This window comes from Roseicella frigidaeris (genome assembly GCF_003258945.1).
Classification (GTDB): domain Bacteria; phylum Pseudomonadota; class Alphaproteobacteria; order Acetobacterales; family Acetobacteraceae; genus Paracraurococcus; species Paracraurococcus frigidaeris.
On sequence record NZ_QLIX01000016.1, the window covers coordinates 1 to 24,340 of the forward strand.

At 74.5% G+C, this 24,340-nt stretch carries 23 protein-coding genes; 12 read left to right on the top strand and 11 right to left on the bottom strand.

Translation table 11 applies throughout. The features are described 5' to 3' along the window. Window positions 1-384 precede the first annotated feature (384 nt). Together DOO78_RS18090 and DOO78_RS18095 are read right to left on the bottom strand one after the other, a co-directional pair. Window positions 385-915 carry a gamma carbonic anhydrase family protein gene (locus DOO78_RS18090; protein WP_111471276.1) on the bottom strand — a complete coding sequence of 177 codons (531 nt, stop codon included), beginning with the start codon at window positions 913-915 and terminating at the stop codon, window positions 385-387. A gap of 59 nt (window positions 916-974) precedes the next feature. After that, the gene (locus DOO78_RS18095; protein ID WP_111471277.1) at window positions 975-1,196 is read right to left on the bottom strand and encodes a DUF2934 domain-containing protein; all 222 of its coding nucleotides are present in this window, start codon (window positions 1,194-1,196) and stop codon (window positions 975-977) included. Between the two features lie 336 nt (window positions 1,197-1,532). Between DOO78_RS18095 and DOO78_RS18100 the strand changes: the two genes are divergently transcribed. The 8 genes from DOO78_RS18100 to DOO78_RS18135 all read left to right on the top strand — a co-directional run bounded on the left by DOO78_RS18100 (window position 1,533) and on the right by DOO78_RS18135 (window position 8,614). Further along, window positions 1,533-2,411, top strand: a complete 879-nt coding sequence (locus DOO78_RS18100; RefSeq protein WP_111471278.1) for a TauD/TfdA dioxygenase family protein — start codon at window positions 1,533-1,535, stop codon at window positions 2,409-2,411. Window positions 2,412-2,421: 10 nt separating this feature from the next. Continuing rightward, the gene (coaBC, locus tag DOO78_RS18105; protein WP_111471279.1) at window positions 2,422-3,609 is read left to right on the top strand and encodes a bifunctional phosphopantothenoylcysteine decarboxylase/phosphopantothenate--cysteine ligase CoaBC; all 1,188 of its coding nucleotides are present in this window, start codon (window positions 2,422-2,424) and stop codon (window positions 3,607-3,609) included. A 24-nt stretch (window positions 3,610-3,633) separates the two neighbouring features. Beyond that, the gene (gene solA, locus DOO78_RS18110; protein ID WP_111471280.1) at window positions 3,634-4,800 is read left to right on the top strand and encodes an N-methyl-L-tryptophan oxidase; all 1,167 of its coding nucleotides are present in this window, start codon (window positions 3,634-3,636) and stop codon (window positions 4,798-4,800) included. 56 nt (window positions 4,801-4,856) lie between these two features. Beyond that, window positions 4,857-5,672 (top strand): class I SAM-dependent methyltransferase, encoded by an 816-nt coding sequence (locus DOO78_RS18115; protein ID WP_111471281.1) that lies wholly within the window; start codon window positions 4,857-4,859, stop codon window positions 5,670-5,672. 52 nt (window positions 5,673-5,724) lie between these two features. After that, window positions 5,725-6,192, top strand: a complete 468-nt coding sequence (dut, locus tag DOO78_RS18120; protein ID WP_111471282.1) for a dUTP diphosphatase — start codon at window positions 5,725-5,727, stop codon at window positions 6,190-6,192. A gap of 180 nt (window positions 6,193-6,372) precedes the next feature. Beyond that, window positions 6,373-7,200, top strand: coding sequence for a HesA/MoeB/ThiF family protein (locus DOO78_RS18125; protein WP_111471283.1), 828 nt, complete (start codon window positions 6,373-6,375; stop codon window positions 7,198-7,200). A 6-nt stretch (window positions 7,201-7,206) separates the two neighbouring features. Further along, complete coding sequence (locus DOO78_RS18130) at window positions 7,207-7,590, top strand: DsrE family protein (RefSeq protein ID WP_111471284.1); 384 nt, start codon at window positions 7,207-7,209, stop codon at window positions 7,588-7,590. A gap of 91 nt (window positions 7,591-7,681) precedes the next feature. Further along, window positions 7,682-8,614, top strand: coding sequence for an SH3 domain-containing protein (locus tag DOO78_RS18135; protein ID WP_128080084.1), 933 nt, complete (start codon window positions 7,682-7,684; stop codon window positions 8,612-8,614). A gap of 104 nt (window positions 8,615-8,718) precedes the next feature. Here DOO78_RS18135 and DOO78_RS18140 read toward each other — a convergent pair whose 3' ends face one another. The 5 genes from DOO78_RS18140 to DOO78_RS18160 form a co-directional block, all read right to left on the bottom strand. Next, on the bottom strand, window positions 8,719-9,075 hold the full coding sequence (locus DOO78_RS18140; protein ID WP_111471286.1) for a hypothetical protein: 357 nt from the start codon (window positions 9,073-9,075) through the stop codon (window positions 8,719-8,721). A 73-nt stretch (window positions 9,076-9,148) separates the two neighbouring features. Next, complete coding sequence (locus tag DOO78_RS18145; protein WP_243634591.1) at window positions 9,149-10,813, bottom strand: alpha-glucosidase; 1,665 nt, start codon at window positions 10,811-10,813, stop codon at window positions 9,149-9,151. Between the two features lie 110 nt (window positions 10,814-10,923). Further along, entirely contained in the window at window positions 10,924-11,118 is a 195-nt protein-coding gene (locus tag DOO78_RS18150) for a heavy-metal-associated domain-containing protein (protein ID WP_111471288.1), read from the bottom strand. Then, window positions 11,115-11,522 (bottom strand): MerR family transcriptional regulator, encoded by a 408-nt coding sequence (locus DOO78_RS18155; protein ID WP_111471289.1) that lies wholly within the window; start codon window positions 11,520-11,522, stop codon window positions 11,115-11,117. The genes DOO78_RS18150 and DOO78_RS18155 overlap by 4 nt, the downstream gene beginning before the upstream one ends. Further along, on the bottom strand, window positions 11,519-13,921 hold the full coding sequence (locus DOO78_RS18160; protein WP_111471290.1) for a heavy metal translocating P-type ATPase: 2,403 nt from the start codon (window positions 13,919-13,921) through the stop codon (window positions 11,519-11,521). Before DOO78_RS18160 ends, DOO78_RS18155 begins: the two co-directional genes overlap by 4 nt. A gap of 128 nt (window positions 13,922-14,049) precedes the next feature. Here DOO78_RS18160 and DOO78_RS18165 point away from each other — a divergent pair, with 128 nt between their 5' ends. Both DOO78_RS18165 and DOO78_RS18170 read left to right on the top strand, forming a co-directional pair. Continuing rightward, window positions 14,050-14,829 carry a hypothetical protein gene (locus DOO78_RS18165; protein WP_128080085.1) on the top strand — a complete coding sequence of 260 codons (780 nt, stop codon included), beginning with the start codon at window positions 14,050-14,052 and terminating at the stop codon, window positions 14,827-14,829. Window positions 14,830-14,861: 32 nt separating this feature from the next. Next, entirely contained in the window at window positions 14,862-15,932 is a 1,071-nt protein-coding gene (locus DOO78_RS18170) for a trypsin-like peptidase domain-containing protein (RefSeq protein ID WP_111471292.1), read from the top strand. On the opposite strand, the gene DOO78_RS18175 is transcribed toward DOO78_RS18170, so the two are convergent. The 4 genes from DOO78_RS18175 to DOO78_RS18190 form a co-directional block, all read right to left on the bottom strand. Beyond that, window positions 15,913-17,133: an MFS transporter gene (locus tag DOO78_RS18175; protein WP_111471293.1), complete on the bottom strand. Its 1,221-nt coding sequence runs from the start codon at window positions 17,131-17,133 to the stop codon at window positions 15,913-15,915. The genes DOO78_RS18170 and DOO78_RS18175 overlap by 20 nt on opposite strands. Before the next feature lie 149 nt (window positions 17,134-17,282). Beyond that, window positions 17,283-18,158 carry an IS110 family RNA-guided transposase gene (locus DOO78_RS18180; RefSeq protein ID WP_408887581.1) on the bottom strand — a complete coding sequence of 292 codons (876 nt, stop codon included), beginning with the start codon at window positions 18,156-18,158 and terminating at the stop codon, window positions 17,283-17,285. A gap of 131 nt (window positions 18,159-18,289) precedes the next feature. Further along, a complete protein-coding gene (locus DOO78_RS18185; RefSeq protein ID WP_111471295.1) occupies window positions 18,290-20,263 on the bottom strand; it encodes a lysylphosphatidylglycerol synthase domain-containing protein in 1,974 nt (657 codons plus the stop codon). Between the two features lie 73 nt (window positions 20,264-20,336). Next, a complete protein-coding gene (locus DOO78_RS18190) occupies window positions 20,337-21,920 on the bottom strand; it encodes a lysine--tRNA ligase (RefSeq protein ID WP_111471296.1) in 1,584 nt (527 codons plus the stop codon). 219 nt (window positions 21,921-22,139) lie between these two features. On the opposite strand from DOO78_RS18190, the gene DOO78_RS18195 reads away from it, so the two are divergent. Beyond that, a complete protein-coding gene (locus tag DOO78_RS18195; RefSeq protein WP_111471297.1) occupies window positions 22,140-23,138 on the top strand; it encodes an aspartate-semialdehyde dehydrogenase in 999 nt (332 codons plus the stop codon). A 173-nt stretch (window positions 23,139-23,311) separates the two neighbouring features. Next, complete coding sequence (gene cuyA, locus DOO78_RS18200; protein ID WP_111471298.1) at window positions 23,312-24,340, top strand: D-cysteate sulfo-lyase; 1,029 nt, start codon at window positions 23,312-23,314, stop codon at window positions 24,338-24,340.

The following is a 24,340-nucleotide window of genomic DNA, read 5'->3' on the forward strand; positions in this document are numbered from 1 at the left end:
TGACCGCCCTGGCCGGGCCGCGGCCCGGCCAGGGCGGTCAGAAGCGGCAGGTGGGCCAGAATTCGTCAGCACTGGTGGGCCAACATTCATGGACACAGCCAATGCGGAAGCCGTCCTTGCGTCGCGCCGTCATCGGATAACTCGCTTTAATGCGAGTGCGACGCAATCGCAACACTTGGTTACAAGGCGATGCCGGCGGCGATGGAACGGGTCGATCGACGGCGGTGCCGGCCGGCGCCCTGGCGTGCCGCCGGCCGCGCCTTGCCAACCGGACCCCGGAAAGCGGATGCGGGAAGACGGCCTACAGGGACCGCCTGGCAGGATTCGCGGGGCGAGGCCAGGCACCGGCATCCGCCATGGCGGATGCCGGTCCCCGGCGAGGGGTCAGCCCACCACCCGCAACCCGGCGGCGAAGGCCTGCCACTTCGCCACGTAATGCGCGGCGGAGCGGCGCAGCTCGGCCTCGATGCCGGGATCGAGGGTCCGCGCCAGCCTGGCCGGGCTGCCGACGATGAGCGAGTAGTCGGGGAATTCCTTGCCCTCGGTCACCAGCGCATTGGCGCCGACGATGCAGAAGCGGCCGATCCGCGCCCGGTTCAGCACCGTCGCCCCCATGCCGATCAGCGAGCAATCGCCGACCGTGCAGCCATGCAGGATGGCATGGTGGCCGACCGTCACCTCCGCGCCCACGGTCAGCGGCGTCCCGGCATCGGAATGCAGCATCACCCCCTCCTGGATGTTGCTGCGGGCGCCGATCGTCATGGCGTCGTTGTCGCCGCGGATGACGGCGCCGAACCAGACCCCGACATCCTCGCCGAGCGTCACCCGGCCGATGACATGGGCGTCCGGCGCCACCCAGTAGCGGCCTGGCGGCGGCAGGCGCGGCGCGACCTCGTTCAGGGCGTAGACGGGCATGCGGCGTCCTCCTCGGGATCCGTCATAGAACCCTTCGCCCGGCCGCGGAAACCGCCGCCTCAGCCGCGGCCGATGCCGGTCTGCGGCGTGTTGCCCGGCGGGTCGCTGGCCGGGAAGCTCTCGCGGCCCATCTCGTCGAGCTCGGCCTCGCTCTCCGCCTCGAGGCGGCTGGCCAGCGCCCAATGCGCCTCGGCCCGCCCCTCCGGCCGGCCCTCCGCCTCCCAGAGGTGATAGGCCCGCTCGCGGATGCGGTCCTCCATCAGGCGTCGAATGATGGCCATGCTGCCCTCCTCCTGTTCCCCCCTTCGACGCCGCGCCGGTGCCGGGCGTTCCGGCCGGCGTGATCAACCGCCCGCCAGCGCCGGTGCCGGGCAGCGGTAGCAGCAGTGCCGTCGCCGGCGCGTTCAGCCCCATGGCGACCGGGGTGGTGACCGAGCGCGGGGGGCGAGGGAGGCGGCGACCTCCGGCGCCGAGTTGGGCGCCGGGCCGGGGCCCCCAAGCCGGGCGCTGCACGGGCCCCGGTGTCCAGCGATGCCGGTTGGCGATAGGCTGCGGGCCTGACTCCGGCTGGCCGCCGCGCCCGGCCCGGCAAGGAACGACACGGAAGGAGCAACGCCATGTCCTCGCTCAGCGCCTTCAACGGTCCGCGCATCCGGGCCCGGCACGAGGCCGGCCAGCCCTACGAGACCATCCGCATCGACCGCCTGACCCCGCTGATCGGCGCCGAGATCGGCGGCGTCGACCTGGCCGCGCCGACCAACCATCAGATGGAGGAGATCCACCGGGCGTTGGCCGAGCACCTGGTCATCTTCTTCCGCGACCAGCGGATGACGCAGCGGCAGCATCTCGATTTCGGCCGGACATTCGGCGAGCTGCACCTGCACCCGGCGGCGCCGCACGAGCCGGGGCATCCGGAGCTGATGGTCATCAAGGCCGACGAGAATTCGGTCCGCGCCAATGGCGAGGGCTGGCATTCCGACGTCTCCTGCGACGAATACCCGCCGATGGGCAGCATCCTCTACATCCGCGAATGCCCGCCCGCCGGCGGCGACACGCTCTTCGCCAGCATGTATGCGGCCTATGACGCGCTGTCCGACCGGATGAAGGCCTATCTGGAGGGCCTCGCCGCCGAGCATAGCGGCGAGCATGTCTATCGCGGCATGTTCGCCAGGGAGGGCGTGGCCGACAAGCCGAGCTACCCGAAGGCGGTGCATCCGGTGGTGCGGACGCATCCGGTGACGGGGCGGAAGGCGCTCTACGTGAACCGCGGCTTCACGACGCATATCCTCGGCATCCCGCGCGACGAGAGCGACGGCATCCTCGCCTATCTCTACCAGCACATGGAGAACCCGCTGTTCCAGTGCCGCTTCCGCTGGCAGCCGAACTCGGTCGCCTTCTGGGACAACCGCTGCGCCCAGCACCGGGCGATGTGGGACTACTGGCCGCACCGGCGCTACGGCAACCGGGTGACGGTCAAGGGCGAGCGGCCGGTCTGATCGCGCGCCGATGCTGACCGACCGCCGCATCCTGCTCGTCGTCTCGGGCAGCATCGCCGCCTACAAGGCGCTCGAGCTGGTGCGCCTGCTGCGCAAGGCGGGCGCCTCGGTGACCGCCATCCTCACCGCCGGCGGCGCCCGCTTCGTGACAAAGGAGGCGCTGGCCGGCCTCACCGGGCAGCGGGTGCATGACGATCTCTGGGCCGCCGAGGCGGAGATCGGCCATATCCGCCTGGCGCGGCTGCCCGACCTCGTCCTGGTGGCGCCCGCCTCGGCCGACCTGCTGGCGCGGATGGCGCAGGGGCGGGCGGACGACCTCGCGGCCACCGTGCTGCTGGCGACGCGCGCGCCCGTCCTCGTCGCCCCGGCGATGAACCCGGCGATGTGGGAGCATCCGGCGACGCGGGACAACATGGCGCGGCTGGCCGCGCGCGGCGTGCGGGTGGTCGGCCCGGGGATGGGCGCCATGGCCGAGCCGGAGAGCGGGCCGGGGCGCCTCGCCGAGCCGGAGGAGATCCTCGCGGCCGTCGCGGCGCTGCTTCGGCCTGGCGCGCAGCCGCTTGCCGGGCGGCACGCGCTGGTCACCGCCGGGCCGACGCATGAGCCGATCGACCCCGTGCGCTACATCGCCAACCGCAGCAGCGGCCGGCAGGGCTATGCCATCGCCGCCGCGCTCGCCGCGCTCGGGGCCCGGGTGACGCTGGTGAGCGGCCCGACCGCGCTGCCCGACCCGCCGGGCCTGGTCACCCGCCGCGTCGAATCCGCGCGCGAGATGCTGGCCGCCTGCGAGGCGGCGCTGCCGGCCGAGATCGCCGTCATGGCGGCCGCCGTCGCCGACTGGCGGGTGGCGCGGGCGGCGGCGCAGAAGATGAAGAAGGCGCCGGGGGCCGGCGCGCCGGTGCTGGAGATGGCGCTGAACCCGGACATCCTGGCGACCATCGCGCATCACCCGCAGCGGCCGGGGCTGGTGGTGGGCTTCGCCGCCGAGACCGAGCAGGTGGTGCAGCACGCAATCGAGAAGCGGCGGCGCAAGGGCTGCGACTGGATCGTCGCCAACGACGTCTCGGGCGAGGTGATGGGCGGGGCGCGCAACACCGTCCACATCGTCACCGCCGAGGGCGTCGAGGACTGGCCGGAGCTGCCGAAGGACGAGGTGGCGACGCGGCTCGCGGCGCGGATCGCCGCGGCGCTCGGCTGAGCGGGCGGGCGAGGGGGGAGAGCCATGGCCTATGACGTCATCATCATCGGCATCGGCGGCATGGGCAGCGCCGCGGCCTGGCAGCTCGCCCGGCGCGGCCAGCGCGTGCTCGGGATCGAGCGCTTCGACATCCCGCACGCCATGGGCTCCTCGCATGGCGTCACCCGCATCATCCGCCTGCCCTATTACGAGGACCCGGCCTATGTGCCGCTGCTCCGCCGCGCCTATGCGCTGTGGCGGGAGCTGGAGGCGGCGACCGGGGAGCGGGTGCTGCACACCCATGGCTCGCTCGATGGCGGGCCGGAGGAGGGCGAGGTCTTCCAGGGCGCGCTCGCCTCGGCCCGGCTGCACGGCCTGCCGCATGCGGTGCTGACCGGCGCCGAGGTGAACGAGCGGCATCCCGGCTACGCCCTGCCGCCCGGCCTGCGCTGCGTCTTCCAGCCCGAGGGCGGCTATGTGATGAGCGAGCGCGCCGTCGTCGCGCATGTCCGCGCCGCCCAGGCGGCGGGCGCCGAGATCCATGCCCGCGAGCGGGTGCTGGGCTGGGAGGCGCGACCGGGCGGCGAGGGCGTGGTCGTCACCACCGATCGCGCCCGCTACGAGGCCGGGCGGCTGGTGCTGGCCGCCGGCGCCTGGATGGCCGATCTGGCGCCGCTGCTGCAGGGCCTCGCCGTGCCGGAGCGGCAGGTGCTGGCCTGGCTGCAGCCGCAGGCGCCCGATCTCTTCACCCCGGAGCGCTTCCCGGTCTTCAACCTGGAAACGGAGGAGGGGCGCTATTACGGCTTCCCGGTGGTCGAGGTGCCGGGCTTCAAATTCGGCCGCTACCACCACCGGGGCGAGACCATGCCCGCCGAGTCCATGCGCCGCGAGGTGGATGCCGAGGACGAGGCGCTGCTGCGCGCCTTCGCGGCACGCTACTTCCCGCAGGGCACCGGCCCGACCATGGCGCTGCGCGCCTGCATCTTCACCAACACGCCGGACGAGCATTTCCTGCTCGACCACCATCCGGCGCATCCCCAGGTGGTGCTGGCCTCGCCCTGCTCCGGCCATGGCTACAAATTCTGCAGCGTGGTGGGGGAGGTGCTGGCGGACCTCGCCACCGGCGACGGCAGCACCCGGCACGCGATCGATTTCCTGCGCCTCGGCCGGCTGCGGGGACAGGCGCCCGAGGGGCGTGCGCCACCGCATTGACCGGCCGGCCCGCCGGGGCGGAGCCTGCCGCCGGCAGCGTGGAAGGGCGAGGGCGGATGACCGACGACCCGGCCGGCTTCACCGGCAGCATCCCCGAGCAGTACGACCGCGGCCTGGGCCCGTGCCTCTTCGCCGACTATGCCGAGCTGCTGGCGCAGCGCGTCGCCGCGCTGCGGCCCCTGCGCGTGCTGGAGACGGCGGCCGGCACCGGCATCGTCACGCGCCGCCTGCGCGACCTGCTGCCGCCGGCGGCGCAGCTCATCGCCACCGACCTCCATCCGCCGATGCTCGCCCTGGCCGAGGGCAAATTCGGCGCGGCGGAGGCGGTGGCGTTCCAGCCGGCCGACGCCATGGCGCTGCCCTTCCCGGACGGCGCCTTCGACGTGCTCGCCTGCCAGTTCGGGGTCATGTTCTTCCCCGACAGGCCCGCCGCCTTCCGCGAGGCGCGGCGGGTGCTGACGCAGGGCGGACGGTACCTGTTCAGCGTCTGGGACGGGCTCGGGCAGAATGCCTATGGCCGCATCGCCGATGCCGTGGCGGGCGCCCTCTTCCCGGCCGACCCGCCGGCCTTCTTCGCCGTGCCGCATGGCTACCACCGCATCGACCCGATCCGGGAGGCGTTGCAGGCGGCCGGCTTCGGCGGGCTGCGGATCGACATCCTGCCGCGGGAGGTGGCGATTCCCGATCTCGCCGGCTTCGCCCGGGCGGTGGTCTTCGGCACCCCCTTCCTCGGCCTGATCCGCGCGCGCGGCGGCGAGCCGGAGCGAGTGATGGACGCCGTGCTGGCTGGGTTCCGCGCGGAATTCGGGCCGGAGCCGGCCCGCATGCGGCTGCAGGCCATCCTGTTCGAGGCGGACTGCGCCGGGGCTTGACCGGCGCCGCGATTCCGGGCGCAACGCCTGCCGGAGCAGGGAAGGGGCGGCGATGCCGGCGGTCGAGCTGAAGATCCTGGACGAGCGGCTGCGCGGCTGGGGGCTGCCGCGCTATCAATCCGCCATGGCGGCGGCGATCGACCTGCATGCCTGCCTCGAGGCGCCGGTCGAGCTCGCCCCCGGCGCGCCGCCGGCGCTGATCTCGGCCGGCTTCGCCCTGCACATGGCCGATCCCGGCCTCGCCGCGCTGGTGCTGCCGCGCTCCGGCCTGGGGCACCGGCAGGGGCTGGTGATGGGCAACCTCGTCGGGCTGATCGACCCCGACTATACCGGCCCCATCATGGTCAGCGCCTGGAACCGCAACGGGCCGGGCACGCCGCCGATCCGCCTCGCCCCCGGCGACCGCTTCGCGCAGCTTCTCTTCGTGCCGGTGCTGCGGCCGGATTTCGCGGTGGTGGAGGAGTTCACCGCCCCCTCCGAGCGCGGCGCCGGCGGCTTCGGCTCGACCGGGCACCGGTAGCGCCCGTCGGCTGATACCGGCGTGCACATGGTTTCTCCCCACGGCCCGCAGGGCCGAGCGCCCGAACGGGCGCCGCCGCACGTGCGGCGAAGCCAAGCGAACCGGAGGTTTGCGCCCGGCGATTGAGGGGCAGGAAGGTGAAACCTTCCTGCGCTCCGTATGAGACCCCATATCGTTGCCATGGACCTCGATTTCACCGAAGCCGAGCTGCAACGCTATTCGCGGCACATCCTGCTGCAGGATGTCGGCGCCATCGGCCAGGCGAAGCTGCGCGCCGCGCGGGTGCTGATCATCGGCGCCGGCGGGCTCGGCGCGCCGCTCGCCCTCTACCTCGCCGCGGCCGGCATCGGCACGCTCGGCCTCGTCGACCACGACGCGCTGGAGCTGTCCAACCTGCAACGGCAGGTGATCCACAGCACCGCCCGGCTCGGCCGCAACAAGGCCGAGAGCGCCGCCGAGACGCTGGCGGGGCTCAACCCCGAGGTGCGGGTGGAGGTGCATGCGACCCGCCTCGACGCCGATACGGCGCGGGACCTGATCCCGCGCTACGACATCGTCTGCGACGGCACCGACAATTTCGAGACCCGCTTCCTGCTCGGCGATGCCTGCCACCTGCTCGGCCGGCCCTTGGTCTCGGCGGCGGTGCTGCGCTTCGAGGGGCAGCTCTCCACTTACAAGTCGCATCTCGGCCCGCCCTTCCCCTGCCAGCGCTGCCTGCATCCGGAGCCGCCGCCGCCCGGGCTGGTGCCGAGCTGCTCCGAGGCCGGGGTGCTCGGCGCCGTCACCGGCGTGATGGGCAGCTTGCAGGCGACCGAGGTGCTGAAGGAGATCCTCGGCATCGGCGAGGGCATGGCCGGGCGGCTGCTGCTCTGGGATGCGCTCGACATGCGCTTCCGCACGGTGCGGTTGCGGCGCGACCCGGGCTGCGCGCTCTGCGGCGAGGCGGCCACGATTCGCGACCTCTCGGCGCATCGCGCGGCGGCGCCGCTCGCCTGCAGCCTGGCCTGACCGCGCATGGCCGGGAAGGCGCCGCCGCTCGGCATCCTGCTGCTCTCGGGCGGGCATGAGCGGGCGCATTACGCGCTGGTGCTGGCCACCGGCGCGGCGGCGCTCGGGCGCGCGGTGACGCTGTTCGCCAGCAATGCCGGCTGCCGCCTCTTCCTCGCCGCGGCGCCGCTGCCGCAGGAGCCGCGCGAGGCGCTGCTGGCGGCCCGCGGCGTCGCCGGCATCGCCGAGCTGCTGGCCGCCGCCGAGGAGCTCGGCATCCGCCGCATCGCCTGCGAGGCCGGGCTGCGCGCCGAGGCCATCCCGCCCGAGGCCTTGCAGCCCGGGGTGGAGGTGGCGGGCGTCGTCACCTTGCTCGCCGCCATCGGCGAGGGGCAGATCGTGACCCTCTGACGGCCCGCCGGGCGCGTCACGTGGCTGAAGATCACCGGATGGTGAAGGGTCCTGCTTGACCCGGAGCGGCCGGGCTTGGCATGTCGATGCCGTGACCCGCCCCCTCCGCGCCGCGCTTCCCGCCCTCCTCCTCCTTGCCTCGCCGGCCTTCGGGCAGAGCAGCCTCGGCCAGGCGGGGTCGCTGCCGCCGCCGCGCGCCGCCGCGCCGGTGGCCCCAACGGCCGCCCCGACGCCACCGGCCGCGCCCGAGGCGGCGCGGCCCCGGCCGCCGGCCGCTGCGAAGGCAGCGGAGGCGAAGCCGGAGAAGGCGCCCGAAAAGGCCGCGGCACGGCCCGCCGCGCCGCCGGAGAAGCCCGCCGACCGCCGCGCCGCCCCCGTGGCGGAGAAGCCCGCCGAGAAGCCCCCGGCGCATGCGACGCCGACGGTCCAGCCGAAGCCCGGCAGCACCGCCGCCAAGCCGGCCACCCCCGCCGCCGCGGCCCGCCGCAAGCCAGCCCCGGCGGCGGCGGCGGCCACCGCCGCGGGGGTCGCCGCGGGCGCGGCCGCCGTCGCCCTGCCCGCGCCGGTGCCGGCCGCGCCGCCGCGGCCGAGCCTCGGCCCGGCCACCGGCCTGCCGCTGCCGCGCTTCGCCGCGCTCGGCTCCAACCAGGTGAACCTGCGGATCGGCCCCGATCTCCGCTACAAGATCGAGTGGACCTACCAGCGCAAGGACCTGCCGGTGCAGATCGTGGAGGAGCACGAGAACTGGCGCCGCATCCGCGATCCGGAGGGGACCGAGGGCTGGGTGCAGCGGCCGCTGCTGACCTCGCGCCGCAGCTTCCTCGTGCAGGGCGAGGAGCGGGTGCTGCGCAGCCGGCCGGAGCCGGAGGCGGCGCCGGTCGCCCGGCTGAAGCCCGGCGTCATCGGCACGATCCGGCGCTGCGAGGCGGAGAGCGCCTGGTGCGAGGCGCGGGTCGGCGACTATCGCGGCTGGATCCGCCGCTCCGAGGTCTGGGGCGTGGCGCCGGACGAGGCGGTGAATTAGGGAAGATCCCGATCAGGCGGACTCACCTGGTCGGGTGAAGAGGCTCTGAAAACAGGAGCCTAGGGCGCCCCGCAAAGCCGCTCCGCGGCTCCGCGGGGGCACGCCTATTGCGGGATGATCTGCCCGCTCTCGCCGTTGCAGCTGCAAAAGCTGCCGACCGCCGAGGCCGGCACCTGGCAGAGGCCGCTGAAGCTGCGGCAGGTCGGGCTGACCGCATTCGGCCCACCCGGCCCGAGGCCGAGCGGCACCACCACCTTCCCGGCATCCTGCCGCCCCTGGAAGGTGCAGAAGCAGAGCGAGCCGGGCGGGGCCGGCGCGGTGGCGCAGATCCCGAACTCGGTCTGGCACTGCGTGTTGCGCTGCGCCGCGGCCGGCGCCGTGGCCAGCGGGGCGGCGAGCAAGGCCGCCAGCGCCGCCAGGGCGAGGCGGCGCGGGCCCTGGGCTGCTGATCTCCGCGTCATCTCCGGCACGCCCTCCTTCCGCGATTCCGCCGCGGCAGCTTCGGGGGGAAAGGTGGCAAAAGGAAGGAGGCGCCTATTTCGCCGGGGCGAGGTCGCGCACCGGCGCCGTGGCCGGGACCAGCAGGGCGAAGCCATGCGCCGGCAGCACCCCGTCCGGCGCGCCGAAGCCGCCGAGCCCGCAGCGTCCCCCGACGAGGCCGGGCGGCAGCGCGGCGGGCTCGCCGGAGAGGTTGAAGACGAGGTCCACGCGCCGCCCCGCCGCCTCCCGCCGGAAGCCGAGGAGCGGCGCCGGCAGGTCGAGCGGGCTCGTCTCGCCTCGCCGCAGCGCCGGCTCGTCGCGCCGCAGCCAGAGCAGGGCGCGGGTGAATCGCAGCAGGCTGTGGGGGTCGCGCTCCTGGGCATCGACGGCCAGCGCGCGATGCGCCGCCGGCACCGGCAGCCAGGGGCAGGACCAGGCCTCGGTGAAGCCGGCGAAGCGCTCGCCGCCGGTCCAGGGCATCGGCGTGCGGCTGCCGTCGCGGCCCTTGAACTCCGGCCAGTAGGCGATGCCGAAGGGGTCGCGGATCTCGTCCTCCTGCAACTGCGCCTCGGGCAGGCCGAGCTCCTCGCCCTGGTAGAGGCAGGCGCTGCCCGGCAGGGTGAGGAGCAGGGCGAGCAGCAGCCGGGTGAAGCGGCCATCGGCCCGGCCGCCCGGCGCCCAGCGCGTGGCGGCGCGCTCGACATCGTGGTTGGAGAAGGACCAGCAGGGCCAGCCGCGGGCGGTGGCGGCGATGGCGTCGCGCAGCAGCGCCTCGAGCGTCGGCCGGTCGAAGCCGTGCCGCAGCGGCCGCAGCGTATAGGCCATGTGCAGCAGGTCGGGCGCGCCGGTATAGGCGGCGATGCGGTCGAAGGCGCCGTCCTGCGAGGAGACCTCGCCGAGCGCCACCGTGCCCGGATACTCGTCGAGCAGCGCCCGGATCCGCCGCAGCACGCCCAGGCTGGCGGGCTGGATCATGTCGTGGTCGTGCCGCTGCAGGGCGAAGAGCTTGGCCGGCACCTGACCGCCCGGCGCCGGCGCCGCCGGGTTGCTGCGCAGCGCCAGGTCATGCGTCAGGAAATCGACGGCATCGAGGCGGAAGCCGTCCACGCCGCGGTCGAGCCAGAAGCGCGCGATGTCGAGCAGCGCCTCCATCGCCTGCGGGGTTTGCAGGTTCAGCGTGGGCTGCGAGGGCAGGAAATGGTGCAGGAAATACTGCCGCCGGCGCGGCTCCCAGCTCCAGGCGCTGCCGCCGAAGACGCTGAGCCAGTTGTTGGGCGGCATGCCGTCCGGCGCCGGGTCGGCCCAGACATACCAGTCGGCCATGGGGCCGCTGCGGCTGCGGCGGCTGGCGGCGAACCAGGGATGCTGGTCCGAGGTATGCCCGCCCACCAGGTCGACCAGCAGCTTCAGCCCGCGCGCATGCGCCGCCTGCAGCACCCGGTCGAAATCCGCCAGCGAGCCGAAGGCCGGGTCGATCGCGCAGTGGTCCGCGACGTCGTAGCCGAAATCCCGCTGCGGCGAGGCATAGACCGGGCAGAGCCAGATCCCGTCCACGCCGAGCCGGGCGATGTGGTCCAGGCGCCCGAGCAGGCCCGGCAGGTCGCCGATGCCGTCGCCATCCGAATCCGCGAAGCTGCGGGGATAGACCTGGTAGAGGACCGCGCCGCGCCACCATTCCGCCTGCTGCACACCGCACCTCGCGCGCTGGTGGAGATCCACCGGTCAATCATGTGAAGGAATGATTGCGATAGCGAGAGAGTCTGTCCAGCGAAATGAAACTAAGCGTTGTTGGATCGGGTGGGACCTGTGACATTTAGGTTGTGGAAGCGTCAGGCGGCGACCTTGTAGCCCTCCTCCTCGATCAGCGCCGCGACGCGGGCGGCGGGCAGGCTGGTCTCGGCCCGGACCAGCCCGGCCGCGAGATCGACCGCCACCTCGGCCTTCGGGTCCGCGCCCCGGATCGCCTCGGTCACCGCCCGCACGCAGTGCCCGCAGCTCATGCCTTCGACCTTCAGCTCGATCATCCCTGGCGTCCTTCCAACTCGTCCAGAATGGGGCAGTCCGGGCGGGCATCGCCGTGGCAATGCGCCGCCAGGTGCTTCAGGCTGTTCGCCACCGATTGCAGCACCCGCGCCTTCTCCTCCAGCGCCGCGACATGCGCCAGCGCCAGGCGCCGCACCTCGGCGCTGGCCCGGCCGCGGTCGTGCCAGAGCGCCAGCAGCCGGCGGATGTCCTCGAGCGGGAAGGCGAGGTCGCGGGCATGGCGGATGAAGCGCAGCGCGGCCAGCTCGGGCTCGGCATAGCGCCGGTAGCCATTCGCCTGCCGCGCCGGATGCAGCAGCCCGATCGCCTCGTAGTGCCGGATCATCTTCTCCGAGACGCCGGTCGCCCGCGACGCCTCGCCGATCGTCACCGCCGGGCGGCTCATGCCGCATCCCTCCCGTCCGGGCGCCAGCGTGCCAGCAGCAGCGCATTGGCCAGCACCGAGACCGAGGAGAGCGCCATCGCCGCCCCGGCCACCACCGGCGAGAGCAGCCCGGCGGCCGCCAGCGGCAGGCCGAGCAGGTTGTAGCCGAAGGCCCAGGCGAGGTTCTGCCGGATCTTGCGCAGGGTCCGCCGCGTCACCGCGATCGCCGCCGGCACCAGCGCCGGGTCGCCGCGCAGCAGGGTGATGCCGGCGGCCTCGATCGCCACGTCGGTCCCGGTGCCCATGGCGATGCCGAGCTCGGCGGCGGCCAGGGCCGGCGCGTCGTTGACGCCGTCGCCGACCATGGCGACGCGCTCCCCGGCCTGCCGCCAGGCGGCGACGCGCGCCGCCTTGTCGGCCGGCAGCACCTCGGCGGCGACATCCTCGAGACCGAGCCGGGCGGCGAGGGAGGCGGCCGCGGCGCGGCTGTCGCCGGTCAGCATCGCCGGCTTCAGGCCGAGCGCCCTGAGGCCGGCGATGGCCGCCGCGGCCCCCGGCTTCGGCGCGTCCTCGAAGGCGAGGAGGGCGAGGACCCGCGGCGCCGGCGCGGTCTCGACCAGCCAGGCAAGGCTGCGGCCCAGCCCCTCCTCGGCCGCGGCGGCGGCGGCGAGCGGCCCGGGATCGGCGCCCGATTCCCGCAGGGCGCGCGGGCTGCCGAGCAGCAGGGCGCGCCCCGCCACCCGCCCGGCGACGCCGCGGCCGGGCAGGGCGCGGAAATCCGCGGCGGCAGGCGGCGTCCCGGCAGACGCGGCGAGCACGGCGCGGGCCAAGGGGTGCTCGCTGCCGGATTGCAGCGCCGCGGCCAGGGGCAACGCCTCCTCCCGCGTGACGCCCGCCGCCGGGTGCAGGGCGGCGAGGCGCGGCTTGCCCTCGCTCAGCGTGCCGGTCTTGTCGAAGGCGACCAGCGTGATCCCCTGCGCCCGCTCGATCGCCTCGGCGTCGCGGATCAGGATGCCGGCCCGCGCCGCGGCGCCGGTGCCGGCCATGATGGCGGCGGGCGTGGCGAGGCCGAGGGCGCAGGGGCAGGAGATGACCAGCACGGCGACGGCATGCAGCAGCGCCGTCTCCACCCCCGCCCCGGCGAGCCACCAGCCGAGCAGGGTGAGCAGGGCGATGCCGATGACGACCGGGACGAAGACCGCGCTCACCCGGTCCACCAGCCGCTGCACCGGCGCCCGGCTGGCCTGCGCCGCGGCGACCAGGGCGGCGACGCGGGCCAGCACCGTCTCCTGCCCCACCGCCTCGGCCGCGATCACCAGCCGCCCGTCGAGGGCGATGGTGCCGGTCGAGACCCGGGCGCCCTTCTCCTTCTCGACGGCCCGGCTCTCGCCGGTCAGGGCGCTCTCGTCGACCCCCGCCTGGCCCTCGATCACCCTGCCATCGGCCGGGATGCGCTCGCCCGGGCGGACCACCACGCGGTCGCCGGCGGCGAGGGCGATGGCCGGCACCTCCTCCTCGATGCCGGCGGCGGTGAGGCGCCGCGCGGTGCGCGGCCGCAGCTCGAGCAGGGCGCGGATCGCCGCGCCGGTCGCCCGCCGGGCCCGCGCCTCCAGCCATTTGCCGAGCAGGATGAAGAGGATGACGGTGGCGCTGGCCTCGAAATAGAGGTGGTGCCCGGCCGCCGGGCCGTGCGTCGCCAGCATCCAGAGCGAGAGGCCGAAGGCCGCCGTGGTGCCGAGCGCGACCAGCAGGTCCATGTTGCCGGTGCCGGCGTGCAGCGCCGCCCAGCCGGCGCGGTAGAAGCGGGCGCCAAGCCAGAATTGCACCGGCGCGGCGAGGGCGAGCTGAACCCAGGGATGCGGCATCCAGTCGCGCCCGAGGCCCATGCCGAGCATGCCGATGAGGAAGGGCGCGGCGAGGAGGGCGGCGAGGATCAGGTCGCGCCGCTCCCGCCCGCCCGGCGCGGCCGCCGTCGCCGTGTCCGCCGCCGCCGAGCGGACCTCGTAGCCCGCGCGGCGGATCGCGTCGGCGAGCGCCGCCTCCTCCGTCCCGGCCAGCAGGCGGAGGCGCGCCGTCTCGGTGGCGAGGTTCACGCTCGCCTCCAGCACGCCCGGCACGCGGCGCAGCGCCTTCTCGACGCGGAGCGCGCAGGTGGCGCAGGTCATGCCGGCGATGCCGAGGCTGAGCGTGGTCTCCGGCACGGCGTAGCCGGCCCGCGCCACCGCCGCGACGAGCTCGGGCAGCGGGGCGGTGCCCGTGATCTCGGCCCGCTCGCTGGCGGCGTTGACCGAGGCCGCCTCGACGCCCGGCACCCTGGCCAGGGCGCGCTGCACCCGCGTGGCGCAGGCGGCGCAGGTCATGCCGGCGATCGGCAGGGAGCGGGTCGATGTCGGGGCGGGGGCGAGGGGGGCTTCGGGCATGGCTGGACGGTATGTGGGGTCTCCCATCATGGGAGGGTCAAGGCCCCCCCCGCATCGGGGCCGGGCGACCGGGGATCGTGACCGCGGCCCACCCTCGCCGCCGCGCCCGGCGGCCCCATCTGGGCGGCGTGCCCGACGCCGCGTCCCCCGACCTGCTGGCGGCCTTGCGCGCCATGCCCCCCGGCCTGGCGCCGGCCGAGCCCCCGGCGGCGGCGCTGGCGGCGGAGGCCTGGCGGGAAGCCTGGCGGCCGCCGCGGGTGCGGCTGCTGCTGCTGGCCGAGAGCCATATGGCGACCTCGGCCGCCGAGCTGGCCCTGACGCCGCTCCCGTCGCCCGGCTGGCCGCGGCCGGCGGGCTTCGTCCGGCATCTCTACTGCCCCGCCTATGGCGAGCCGGCGCTGCTGCCCGCCGGCGCGGCGGCGGCCGGCCCGGCCAATGCCGGCACGCCGCAATACTGGCGGCTGCTGGCCGGCCTGGCGGGCTGCCCGATGCCGGGCCGCGCCGCGCTGCCGGACCTCGCCGCCCGGCTGGCGGCCAAGGCGGCGCTGCTGCGCGGGCTGCGGGCGCGCGGCATCTGGCTGACCGATGCCTCTCTGGTGGCGCTGGCCGGGCCGGGCGGGGCGCGGGCGGCGCCGCGGCTGCAGGCCCTGGCGCTCCGCGCGAGCTGGCACCGCTACCATGCGGCGCGGCTGCCCGCCCTGGCGCCGGCGCATGTCGTCGTCATCGGCCGCGGCGTCGCCGCCGTGCTCGGCCCGGCGCTCGATGCCGCCTTCCCCGGGCGCTGGCAGGCCGTGCCGCAGCCGATGGGGGCCCGCGGCGCCGGTCCCGCCGCCGCGTTGCAGGCGGCGCTGACCCTGGCGGCGAGCCGCTTCGCGCCAGAGGGGGGCGACGGCCGGTGCCGTGATTGACAGCCGGGCATGATCCGGGGAGAGGGCGCGCCATGCCGCGCTCCCCTTCGCTCGCCGCCCTGCTGCTCCTCGCCACCGCCACTGGTGCCACCACTGCCGCCCTGGCGCAGACCGGGCTGCCGCCGGGCGAGACCTTCCATGTCATGAACCGCACCGGCGCCGATGCGCGCGAGCTGAACGCCGTGCGCAGCCCGCGCGGCGCCGGCAACGACTGGGGCCGCAACCTGCTCGACCCGGAGCGGCCGCTGCGGCCGGATCGCGGCTTCAACATCCGCCCGGCCGAGGGCGCGGGCTGCCGCTTCGACCTGCGCCTGGTGCTGGCCGATGGCCGCGAGAGCGTGCTGCGCGACCAGGACATCTGCGCCGACCGCGAGGTGGAGCTGCAGGCCGCCGCCCGGCCGGCGGCGCCGCTGCCCGTGCCGGTGCAGCCGCCGCCGCAGGTGAAGGAGCAGCGGCCGAACCCCAATGCCCGGCGCGTCGCCACCGGCACCGGCTTCCTCGTCGCGCCCGACCGGGTGATGACCAACCACCATGTCATCGATGGTTGCGACCGCATCGTGGTGCGGGCGCCGGACAACCGCTGGCTCGGCGCGGTGCCGCCGGCGCGGGTGGACGAGGCGCTCGACCTCGCCCTGCTGGCGGTGCCCGGCCTGCCCGGCCCGGCGCTCGCCTTCCGCAGCGCCCCGGCGGTGCGGCGCGGCGAGGGGGTGGTGGTCTATGGCTACCCGCTGGCCGGCATCCTCTCGGATTCCGTGCTGACCCGGGGCGAGATCAACGGCCTCGCCGGCCTCGCCGACAACCGCAGCCAGTTCCAGGTGAGCGCGCCGGTGCAGCCGGGCAATTCCGGCGGGCCGATGCTCGACATGCAGGGCCATGTGGTCGGCGTCGTCGTCTCCAAGCTGAATGCCCAGCGGATCGCCAAGGCGACGGGCGACATCCCGCAGAACATCAATTTCGCGGTGAAGGGCGAGGCGGCGCTCGCCTTCCTGCAACGCGCCGGGGTGCCGCCGCAGCTCGCCGAGAGCCGCGGCGCCGAGCGCGGCGCGGCCGATATCGGCGAGGTGGCGGCGCGCAGCACGGTCTTCATCCGGTGCGAGAAGTAGCGGCGCCGTCCCGCAGCCGCGGCAGCAGCGCGGCGGCCGAGAGGGCGACCGCCAGCCAGGCCGCCGCCAGCGCCGGGCCCGTGCCGAAGGCATCCACCGCCAGGCCGACGGCGAGCGGCCCGGCGCCGAAGCCGAGATGCGCCACCACGAAATAGCCGGCGACGGCGCGGGCCCGATCCTCGCCGCTGGCCGCCGCCGAGGCCGCGGCGAGGCCGCCGGCATAGATGAAGGCATAGACCGCGACGCCGACCGCCGCGCCGCCCGGCAGCAGCAGCCAGGGCGAGCGTGCCGCGGTGCCCCAGAAGGCGAGGGCGGCGGCGCCGACCAGCAGCAGCAGCCCGAAGGCGACCGCACGGCGCGGCGGCAGCCGGCGTTGCGCCAGCTGCGCCAGCACGCCGAGCGCCATCATGACGCAGGCCGCCACCGGCCCGGCGCGCGGCAGCCCGGCCGCCGCCAGCACCGCCGGCACGCTGGTCAGCACCGTGCCGGTGGTGCCCCAGCCGGGCAGGATGGCCAGCGTGGTCGGCCAGGTGCCGGGCGGGAAGGCCGGCCGGCGCAGCCAGGGGCTGCGCGGCGCGCCGGGCCGCGGGCGTCGCGTCTCCGGCAGCCGGGCGACCAGGGCGAGCAGCAGCAGGGCGAAGCCGAGATGCAGGCCGAAGGTGAGCGGCGGATCGTCCAGGGGCCGGGCGAGCTGCGCCAGCAGGGTTAGCAGGCCGCCGGTCGCGAAGCTGCCGATGGTGGCCGCGGCGGTCATCCGCGCCGCCCGCGCCCCGCCCGCCGCACCGCCGCCGCCGAGCTCGGCCGCCCAGGCCGTCGCGGCGCCGGCGACGCAGCCCATGGCGATGCCCTGCGCGGTGCGCGCCAGGGCGAGGCCGGGCAGGCCGGGCGCCAGGCTCAGCACCAGGGTGGAGAGGGCGGCGAAGGCGATGCCGAGCAGGACGCAGGGCCGGCGGCCGATCCGGTCGGGCAGCGGGCCGAGCAGCGGCGCGCTCAGCATCACCGTCGCGGCGTAGCAGGCGAAGGCGAGGGCGAGGCCACCGGCGCCGCCGCCGCTGGCCGCGAAGGCCCCGTAGAGCGGCAGCGGCAGGGTGGTGGCGAGGCCGACCGCGGCGACGGCGAGGCCGATGACCAGGGTGGCGTGCCGCGGTGCGGCCGGCGCCGTCGGGTGGGGGCCCGCCGGAGCCGGCGCGTTTCCGTCCATGCCGCGAGCATGGCATGGCGGGGGCGGCTGCCAAGGGTGGGCCGCGTCTCATACCAACGGCATGAAGGATTCATGCATGCCGAGTGCCCGAACGGGCGCCGCCAGTGCGGCGCAGCCAAGCAACTGTCTTTTGTGTGAATGTGGTGTTTTTAGGCTGGGGCGTAGGATTTGTTGTCGCGGATGAGTGCGTTGGCGAGGACGATGAGCTTTCGGGCGACGGCGACGAGGGCGACCATCTTGGGCTTGCCTGCGGCGATGAGGCGGTCACGGAAGGCCTTGAGGGTTGGGTTGTGCCGCGAGGCGGTGACGGCGCCCATGTGCAGCGCGGCGCGGACCGAGGCGCGGCCGCCGCCGATGTGCGAGCGCCCCCGCCACTGGCCGGACTGACGGGTCCAGGGGGCGAGGCCGGCGAGGGCTGCGATCTGGCGGCGGTCGAGGCTGCCGAGCTCGGGCATCTCGGCGATGAGGGTGCGGGCGATGGTTGGCCCGATGCCGGCGACGGAGGCGAGCAGGTCCTCGGCCTCGCGCCAGGCGGGGCTGCCGCGGACGTCGCGGTCGATCTCGGCCTCGACCTCGGAGAGCTCGCGCTGCAGGGCCTCGAGCAGGCGGGCGATGCTCTTCTGCAGGCGGCGCTCGGCGAAGCGCGTCTGGCGCTGCCGCTCGGCGACCATCATGGCGATGATCTGCCGGCGGCGGGCGACGAGGTCGGCGAGGCGCTGGGTGGCGGCGTCGGGCAGGGGGCGGGCTTCGGGCCGGGTGGCGGCGGCGAAGCGGGCGATCACCGCGGCGTCGATCGGGTCGGTCTTGGCACGCTGGCCCAGCGCCCGGGCGAAGGCGCGGATCTGGGCCGGGTTGACGACCGCGACCGGCAGGCTGGCCGCGACCACGGTCTCGAAGCCACTGGTGGCCTCGAGGGCGACCAGCCCGGGGGCGAGCGGCGCCAGGCGGGCGAGCAGGGCCTCGAGCCCGGCCGCGTCGCGGCCGACCGCGAAGGCCTCGCCCGAGGGCAGGCCAAGCTCAGACACGGGCTCGGACACCCCGGGGCCAGCGGCCTTCGCTCCGCCACCGCACCCGGCACCCTACAACACGAGCCAGATGCGGTAGAGCAAGACTTACAAGGGGGCCGTTGATGGGTCATCAGCAACGGCCGTTCGTATCAGGCGGCCCGGCTGTGCGAGGGCGACGCCCCCCGCCGCATCTCCGGCGGCAGCAACGGCTGCAGGCTCTCGAGGTCCCGCTCGGCCCGCAGCGCCAGATAGCTGCCGGCCTCGCCCTCGCGCGGCGGCAGCGGCACCGCGTGCAGGCCGATATCGGCATAGACGCGGAGATAGTCCCGTCCCACCCGCCAGAAGGCGGCATCCACCCCGGCCCGCTCGCACATGTCGCGGAAGCGCCAGATGGCCGAGATGGCGTCCCGCCGCTCGCCCCCCGGGTCGCCGAGCGCCAGCCAGACGCCGTCGCGCTTGAGGAAGGCGAAGCCGGCGCGCTCATTCTCGCCGAGGATGGCGCCATCCGCCTCGCTCGGCGCCAGGGCACCCAGCGCCGCCAGCCGCGAGCGAATCGCCGCGTCCCAGGGCAGGGGCTGCAGCCGCGCCGGCCGCAGCAGCCGCACCATGCCGACCAGCAGCAGCACGCCGGTCAGGCCGACGGTGAAGCGCAGGCTGTCCGGCGCCAGCTCGCTGAACACCACCCCCCACCAGGAGGCCTCGGAGACCCGCCCGCCATAGGCGACCAGCGCCAGGGTGATGCCGCAGGCCGCGACCGCCATGAGCGGCACCAGCGCCTCGGAGGAGAGCGGCTCCCGCGCCAGCCGGCTGTCGCGGTAGAAGGCGGCGCGCAGGCTGGCGACCAGCACCCCGAGCAGCAGGAAGGCGCCCCAGAGCCACCAGGCCTCGCCCCGCACCCAGGCGATGGCCGCGCCGTTGGCCAGCAGGAAGAGGGTGAAGCCCCAGGCGATGGTCAGCCGCCGCAGCAGCCCGTAGGCCATCACCAGCAGCAGCGAGCCGACCACCGAGGCGGCGAAATGCGAGGCCAGCGCCGCCGCATGCCCGGCCCATTCCTCGATGATCGTGCCCTTGGTCGGCAGCGCCCCGAGGAAGATCAGCAGCGCCCCGGCCAGGGCGACGAGGGAGGCGATGGCCGGCACCTCCAGCGTCTCGCTGCCGCGGCCGAGCGCGGTCACCCGGTCGAGCACCGCCCGTCGCTGGCCGAACTCGAAGCCGACGAAGAGCGTGCCCGAGATGAAGAGCGGGATGATGTAGTAGTAGAGCCGGAAGACCAGCAGCGCCCCGATCACCTCGGGCGCCGGCATATAGGGCTGCAGCCCGATCAGGATGGCGCCGTCGAAGACGCCGAGCCCGCCCGGCACATGCGCCGCGATCCCCGCCGCATAGGCGGCCAGGTAGATGCCGACGAAGCGGAGGAAGGTCAGCCCCGCGGCCTCCGGCAGCAGCGTGTAGAAGATCGCCGCCGTCACCGCGACATCGACGGTGGCGAGCACGGTCTGCATCAGCGCCATGCGCGGGCCGGGCAGGTCGAGCTGGTGCCCGAAGAGGCGGATGTGCTGCTTGAACCGGCTCAGCACCACATAGGTGCCGACGATGAGCCAGAGCGGCACGGCGATGGCCTGCAGCGCCCAGCGCGGCATGTGGCTGCCGAGCCAGGGCACCACCTCCGGCTCCAGCACCAGCACCAGCCCGCCGAGCGCCATGCCGCCGAGGCCGAAGGTGAGGCTGGTGAAGCCGACCACCTTGGCGATCTCGAGCGGCGTCAGCCCCCAGGCGGAATAGAGCCGGTAGCGCACCGCGGCGCCCGAGACCGCGGCGAAGCCGAGATTGTGCGCTAGGCTGTAGCCGCAGAAGGAGGCGAGGAAGCTCTTCGGCCAGGAGACCGGCCGCCCGGCATAGAGCGAGCCGAGCTTGTCGTAGACGGCCAGCACGAGGTAGGCGAGCACCGTCCACCCGGCCGCCTTCCACAGGGCGAGCGGCGAGATGGCCGCCATGGCCTGGCGGATATCGGCGACCGAGAGGGTGCGGAACTCGCGCTGCACCACGTAGATGGCGCCGACCAGCAGCGCCACGCCGAAGACGGCGGGGCCGTTGCGCCGCAGCCAGGCGAAGCGCTTGGTCATGCCCGTGCCGCGCCGGGCGGGCAGGGCGGCGCCAGGGGGCCGCCCACGCTGGGGCCGCTCGCGCTGGGGCCGCTCACGCTGCCGAGGCCTCGCGGCCCAGCGCGCTCTCGATCAGCCCGATGGTGCCGGGGATGCCGTAGAGCGCGACGAAGCCGCCGAAGCGCGGCCCCTCCTGCTGCCCGAGCAGCAGCTGGTAGAGGCAGGAGAACCAGTCGCGCAGGCTGGCGAAGGGATGCCGCTTGCCGACCTCGTAGAGCAGCGCCTGGATCGCCTCGGCATCGCTGTCGGCGGGCAGGCTGCGCAGCACCTGCAGCAGGTCCTCGAGCGCCGCCCGCTCGGTCGCGCTCGGGGCGCGGAAGGTCTTCGCCGGGGCGACGAAGTCGCGGTAATAGGCGACGGCATATTCCGCCATGCGCGCCAGCATCGGGTGGCTCTCCGGCGTCACCTCGGGCGCGTAGCGGCGGATGAAGCCCCAGAGGATCTCCGGCCCCTCGGCATTCACCACGCTGGCGAGGTTGAGCAGCATGGCGAAGGAGACCGGCGAGCCGGGATCGTTGCTGCTGCCGTTGTGGATGTGGAAGGCCGGGTTGGTCGGCTCGGGCTGCGCCCGCAGCTTCTCGAGATTCGCCAGGTACTCGTCCGCGGCGCGGGGGATGACGTCGAAGAACAGCCGCTTCGCCCGCTGCGGCGCCTGGTACATGAACTGCGCCAGGCTCTCGGGCGGGGCATAGCGCAGCCATTCCTCGATGGTCAGCCCGTTGCCCTTGGACTTGCTGATCTTCTGCCCGTGCTCGTCGAGGAAGAGCTCATAGGTGAAGCCGGCCGGCGGGGTGCCGCCGAGGAGGCGGCAGATCTGGCCGGAGAGCCGGACGGAATCGATCAGGTCCTTGCCCGACATCTCGTAATCGACGCCGAGCGCGGTCCAGCGCAGCGCCCAGTCGGCCTTCCACTGCGCCTTGCAATGCCCGCCGGTGATGCGCGTGCCGTGCCGCTGCCCGGTGGCCGGATCGGTCCAGACCAGCAGGTCCTCCGCCGGCCGCACCTCCTCCATCGGCACCTGCATGACCACGCCCGTCTCCGGATGGATGGGCAGGAAGGGCGAATAGGTGGCCCGGCGTTCCGGACCGAGGGTGGGCAGGATCACCGTCCGCACCGCCTCGTGCCGTTCCGCCATGCGCAGCAGCGCCGCATCGAAGCGACCCTCCCGATAATAATCGGTGGAGGAGGCGAATTCATACTCGAACCCGAAGGCGTCGAGGAAGGCCCGCAGCCTTGCGTTGTTGTGGGCGCCGAAGCTGTCATGCGTCCCGAAGGGGTCGGGGATGGCGGTGAGCGGCTTGCCCAGGTGCTCGGCCAGCATCGCCTTGTTGGGGACGTTGTCCGGCACCTTCCGCAGCCCGTCCATGTCGTCCGAGAAGGCAAGCAGCCGCGAGGGCAGGCCGGTCATCCGCTCGAAGGCGCGGCGCACCCAGGTGGTGCGGGCCACCTCGCCGAAGGTGCCGATATGCGGCAGGCCGGAGGGGCCGTAGCCGGTCTCGAACAATGCTCCCCTCGGGGCCCCCGCGGCTTTGGGCGAGGCGGCCAGGCGGTCGGCGACCTTGGCGGCCTCCTCGAAGGGCCAGGCCTTGACGCTGCGGAGGGATGGATCGGCGGTCATGCCCGGGCAGATGGCAGGGGGAGGCGGCGGGGTCAACGCGGTTGCGTCCGCCGCGCCCGGTCCCGCTTGCCGCAGGGGGGCGCCTCCAGGGGCGCCTCCAGGGGCGCCTCCGAGGGGGGGGAGGCTCTTGGGCCTGGCAGGGCAGCCATCCGCTCTCCGCGGTGGCGGCGGCGGCCGGGCCGGGCTACACGCTGCCATCCCCATGAAGGAAAGGGTGCCATGCGGGTCGGCGTGATCGGTGCCACGGGCGCGGTCGGGAAGGAACTGGTGGAGGTCCTGGGCAAGCGGCGCTTCCCGGTCACCACCCTGAAACTGTTCGCCTCCGCCCGCAGCGCCGGCACCAGGCAGCAGACCCCCTGGGGCGAGGTGGCGATCGAGGAATTCACCCCCGCCGCCGCGAAGGGGCTGGACCTCGCCCTGCTCGCCGTCTCCGGCGACTTCGCCAAGGCGCATGCCAGGGCATTGGCCGCCGAGGGCGTGGCCGTGGTGGACAACTCCTCCGCCCTGCGGCTCGAGCCCGACGTGCCCCTGGTGGTGCCGGAGGTGAACGCGGACGCGATCGGCGACCACAAGCTGATCGCCAACCCGAATTGCACCACGGCCATCCTGGTGGTGGCGCTGGAGCCGCTGCGCCAGGCCTTCGGCCTGAAGCGGGTGATCGTCTCCACCTACCAGGCGGCGAGCGGCGCCGGCGCCGAGGGCATGGCCGAGCTGGAGCAGGAGAGCCGCCGCGTGCTGCTCGAGGGCGGCCAGCCGGGCCACGCCGTCTTCGCCCATCCGCTGCCCTTCAACGTCATCCCGCAGATCGACAGCTTCCAGCCCAATGGCTACACGCGCGAGGAGATGAAGGTCGCCTGGGAGAGCCGGAAGATCATGGGCCTGCCCGATCTTCTGGTCTCCTGCACCGCGGTCCGCATCCCGACCTTCCGGGTGCATGCCGAGGCGGTGACGATCGAGACCGAGCGGCCGGTGACGCCGGAGGCGGCGCGCGCGGTGCTGGCCCGGGCCGCCGGCGTGAAGGTCGTGGACGACCCGGCGCAGCAGCGCTACCCGATGCCGCTGACCGCGACCGGCCAGGACGATGTCGAGGCCGGGCGCATCCGCGCCAACCCGGTCTTCGGCGACCATGGCCTCGATATCTTCCTCTGCGGCGACCAGCTGCTGAAGGGCGCGGCGCTGAACGCCGTGCAGATCGCCGAGCGGATGCGGCTCGGCTGATCCCGCCTCTCCGCGGAGACGCGCCGCGTCTTCGCGGGGAGCCCGGCCGGCCGCGTGCCTGCCTGATAGCCCGTTGTTTTCAGAGCAACTTCGCCCCGGGGGGGTGATTTCCCCTGGGCGGGATCTGCTCTAGCCTCCGCCGCCGTCCAACGGCCACGGGGGACCACGCCGCCATGAACCTCGCCCGCTTCCCGCGCATCCGCCTCGGCCACCTGCCGACGCCGCTTGAGCCCATGGAGCGCCTCACGCGCCATCTCGGCGGGCCCAAGGGCGGGCCCAGGCTCTGGATCAAGCGCGACGACTGCACCGGCCTCTCCACCGGCGGCAACAAGACCCGCAAGCTGGAATTCCTGATGGCCGATGCCCTGGCCCAGGGCGCCGACATCGTCATCACCCAGGGCGCGACCCAGTCCAACCATGCCCGGCAGACGGCGGCGGCCGCGGCGAAGCTCGGCCTCGCCTGCCACATCCTGCTCGAGGACCGCACCGGCTACGCCGATCCCGCCTACAGCGCCTCCGGCAACGTGCTGATGGACAAGCTGCACGGCGCCAGCCTCTCCCGCCGCCCCGGCGGCGCCGACATGCAGGCGGAGATGGAGGCGGTGGCCGAGGCGATGCGGGCCGAGGGGCGCCGCCCCTATGTCATCCCGGGCGGCGGCTCCAACCCCATCGGCGCCCTCGGCTATGTCAACGCGGCGCAGGAGCTGGTGACCCAGGCCTCCGACATGGGGCTGCGGATCGACCATGTGGTGCACGCCACCGGCAGCGCCGGCACCCAGGCCGGGCTGGTGGCCGGCCTCGTGGCGCTGAACAGCGGCATCCCGGTGCTCGGCATCGGCGTCCGCGCCCCGAAGGCGAAGCAGGAGGCGAATGTCCTGGCGCTCGCCGAGCGGACGCTCGCGCATCTCGGCCTGCCGGGCCTGCTGCGGCCGGAGCATGTGGTCGCCAATTGCGACTATGTCGGCCAGGGCTACGGCATCCCGACCGAGGGCATGGTCGCGGCGGTGCGGCTGGTGGCGGAGCAGGAGGGCATCCTGCTCGACCCGGTCTATTCCGGGAAGGGCATGGCCGGGCTGATCGACCTGATCCGCCAGGGACGGTTCGGCAGGGAGGAGAACGTGGTCTTCCTCCATACCGGCGGCCAGGCCGGCCTCTTCGGCTATCCCGACGCCTTCGGCCTGCCCGCCGAGACGCCGCGCTGA

Excerpts from the sequence above, each read along its gene's own strand:
- DOO78_RS18090 (WP_111471276.1), bottom strand. The coding sequence starts at position 915 with ATGCCCGTCTACGCCCTGAACGAGGTCGCGCCGCGCCTGCCGCCGCCA.
- DOO78_RS18095 (WP_111471277.1), bottom strand. The coding sequence starts at position 1,196 with ATGGCCATCATTCGACGCCTGATGGAGGACCGCATCCGCGAGCGGGCC.
- DOO78_RS18100 (WP_111471278.1), top strand. The coding sequence starts at position 1,533 with ATGTCCTCGCTCAGCGCCTTCAACGGTCCGCGCATCCGGGCCCGGCAC.
- coaBC (WP_111471279.1), top strand. The coding sequence starts at position 2,422 with ATGCTGACCGACCGCCGCATCCTGCTCGTCGTCTCGGGCAGCATCGCC.
- solA (WP_111471280.1), top strand. The coding sequence starts at position 3,634 with ATGGCCTATGACGTCATCATCATCGGCATCGGCGGCATGGGCAGCGCC.
- DOO78_RS18115 (WP_111471281.1), top strand. The coding sequence starts at position 4,857 with ATGACCGACGACCCGGCCGGCTTCACCGGCAGCATCCCCGAGCAGTAC.
- dut (WP_111471282.1), top strand. The coding sequence starts at position 5,725 with ATGCCGGCGGTCGAGCTGAAGATCCTGGACGAGCGGCTGCGCGGCTGG.
- DOO78_RS18125 (WP_111471283.1), top strand. The coding sequence starts at position 6,373 with ATGGACCTCGATTTCACCGAAGCCGAGCTGCAACGCTATTCGCGGCAC.
- DOO78_RS18130 (WP_111471284.1), top strand. The coding sequence starts at position 7,207 with ATGGCCGGGAAGGCGCCGCCGCTCGGCATCCTGCTGCTCTCGGGCGGG.
- DOO78_RS18140 (WP_111471286.1), bottom strand. The coding sequence starts at position 9,075 with ATGACGCGGAGATCAGCAGCCCAGGGCCCGCGCCGCCTCGCCCTGGCG.
- DOO78_RS18150 (WP_111471288.1), bottom strand. The coding sequence starts at position 11,118 with ATGATCGAGCTGAAGGTCGAAGGCATGAGCTGCGGGCACTGCGTGCGG.
- DOO78_RS18155 (WP_111471289.1), bottom strand. The coding sequence starts at position 11,522 with ATGAGCCGCCCGGCGGTGACGATCGGCGAGGCGTCGCGGGCGACCGGC.
- DOO78_RS18160 (WP_111471290.1), bottom strand. The coding sequence starts at position 13,921 with ATGCCCGAAGCCCCCCTCGCCCCCGCCCCGACATCGACCCGCTCCCTG.
- DOO78_RS18170 (WP_111471292.1), top strand. The coding sequence starts at position 14,862 with ATGCCGCGCTCCCCTTCGCTCGCCGCCCTGCTGCTCCTCGCCACCGCC.
- DOO78_RS18175 (WP_111471293.1), bottom strand. The coding sequence starts at position 17,133 with ATGGACGGAAACGCGCCGGCTCCGGCGGGCCCCCACCCGACGGCGCCG.
- DOO78_RS18185 (WP_111471295.1), bottom strand. The coding sequence starts at position 20,263 with ATGACCAAGCGCTTCGCCTGGCTGCGGCGCAACGGCCCCGCCGTCTTC.
- DOO78_RS18190 (WP_111471296.1), bottom strand. The coding sequence starts at position 21,920 with ATGACCGCCGATCCATCCCTCCGCAGCGTCAAGGCCTGGCCCTTCGAG.
- DOO78_RS18195 (WP_111471297.1), top strand. The coding sequence starts at position 22,140 with ATGCGGGTCGGCGTGATCGGTGCCACGGGCGCGGTCGGGAAGGAACTG.
- cuyA (WP_111471298.1), top strand. The coding sequence starts at position 23,312 with ATGAACCTCGCCCGCTTCCCGCGCATCCGCCTCGGCCACCTGCCGACG.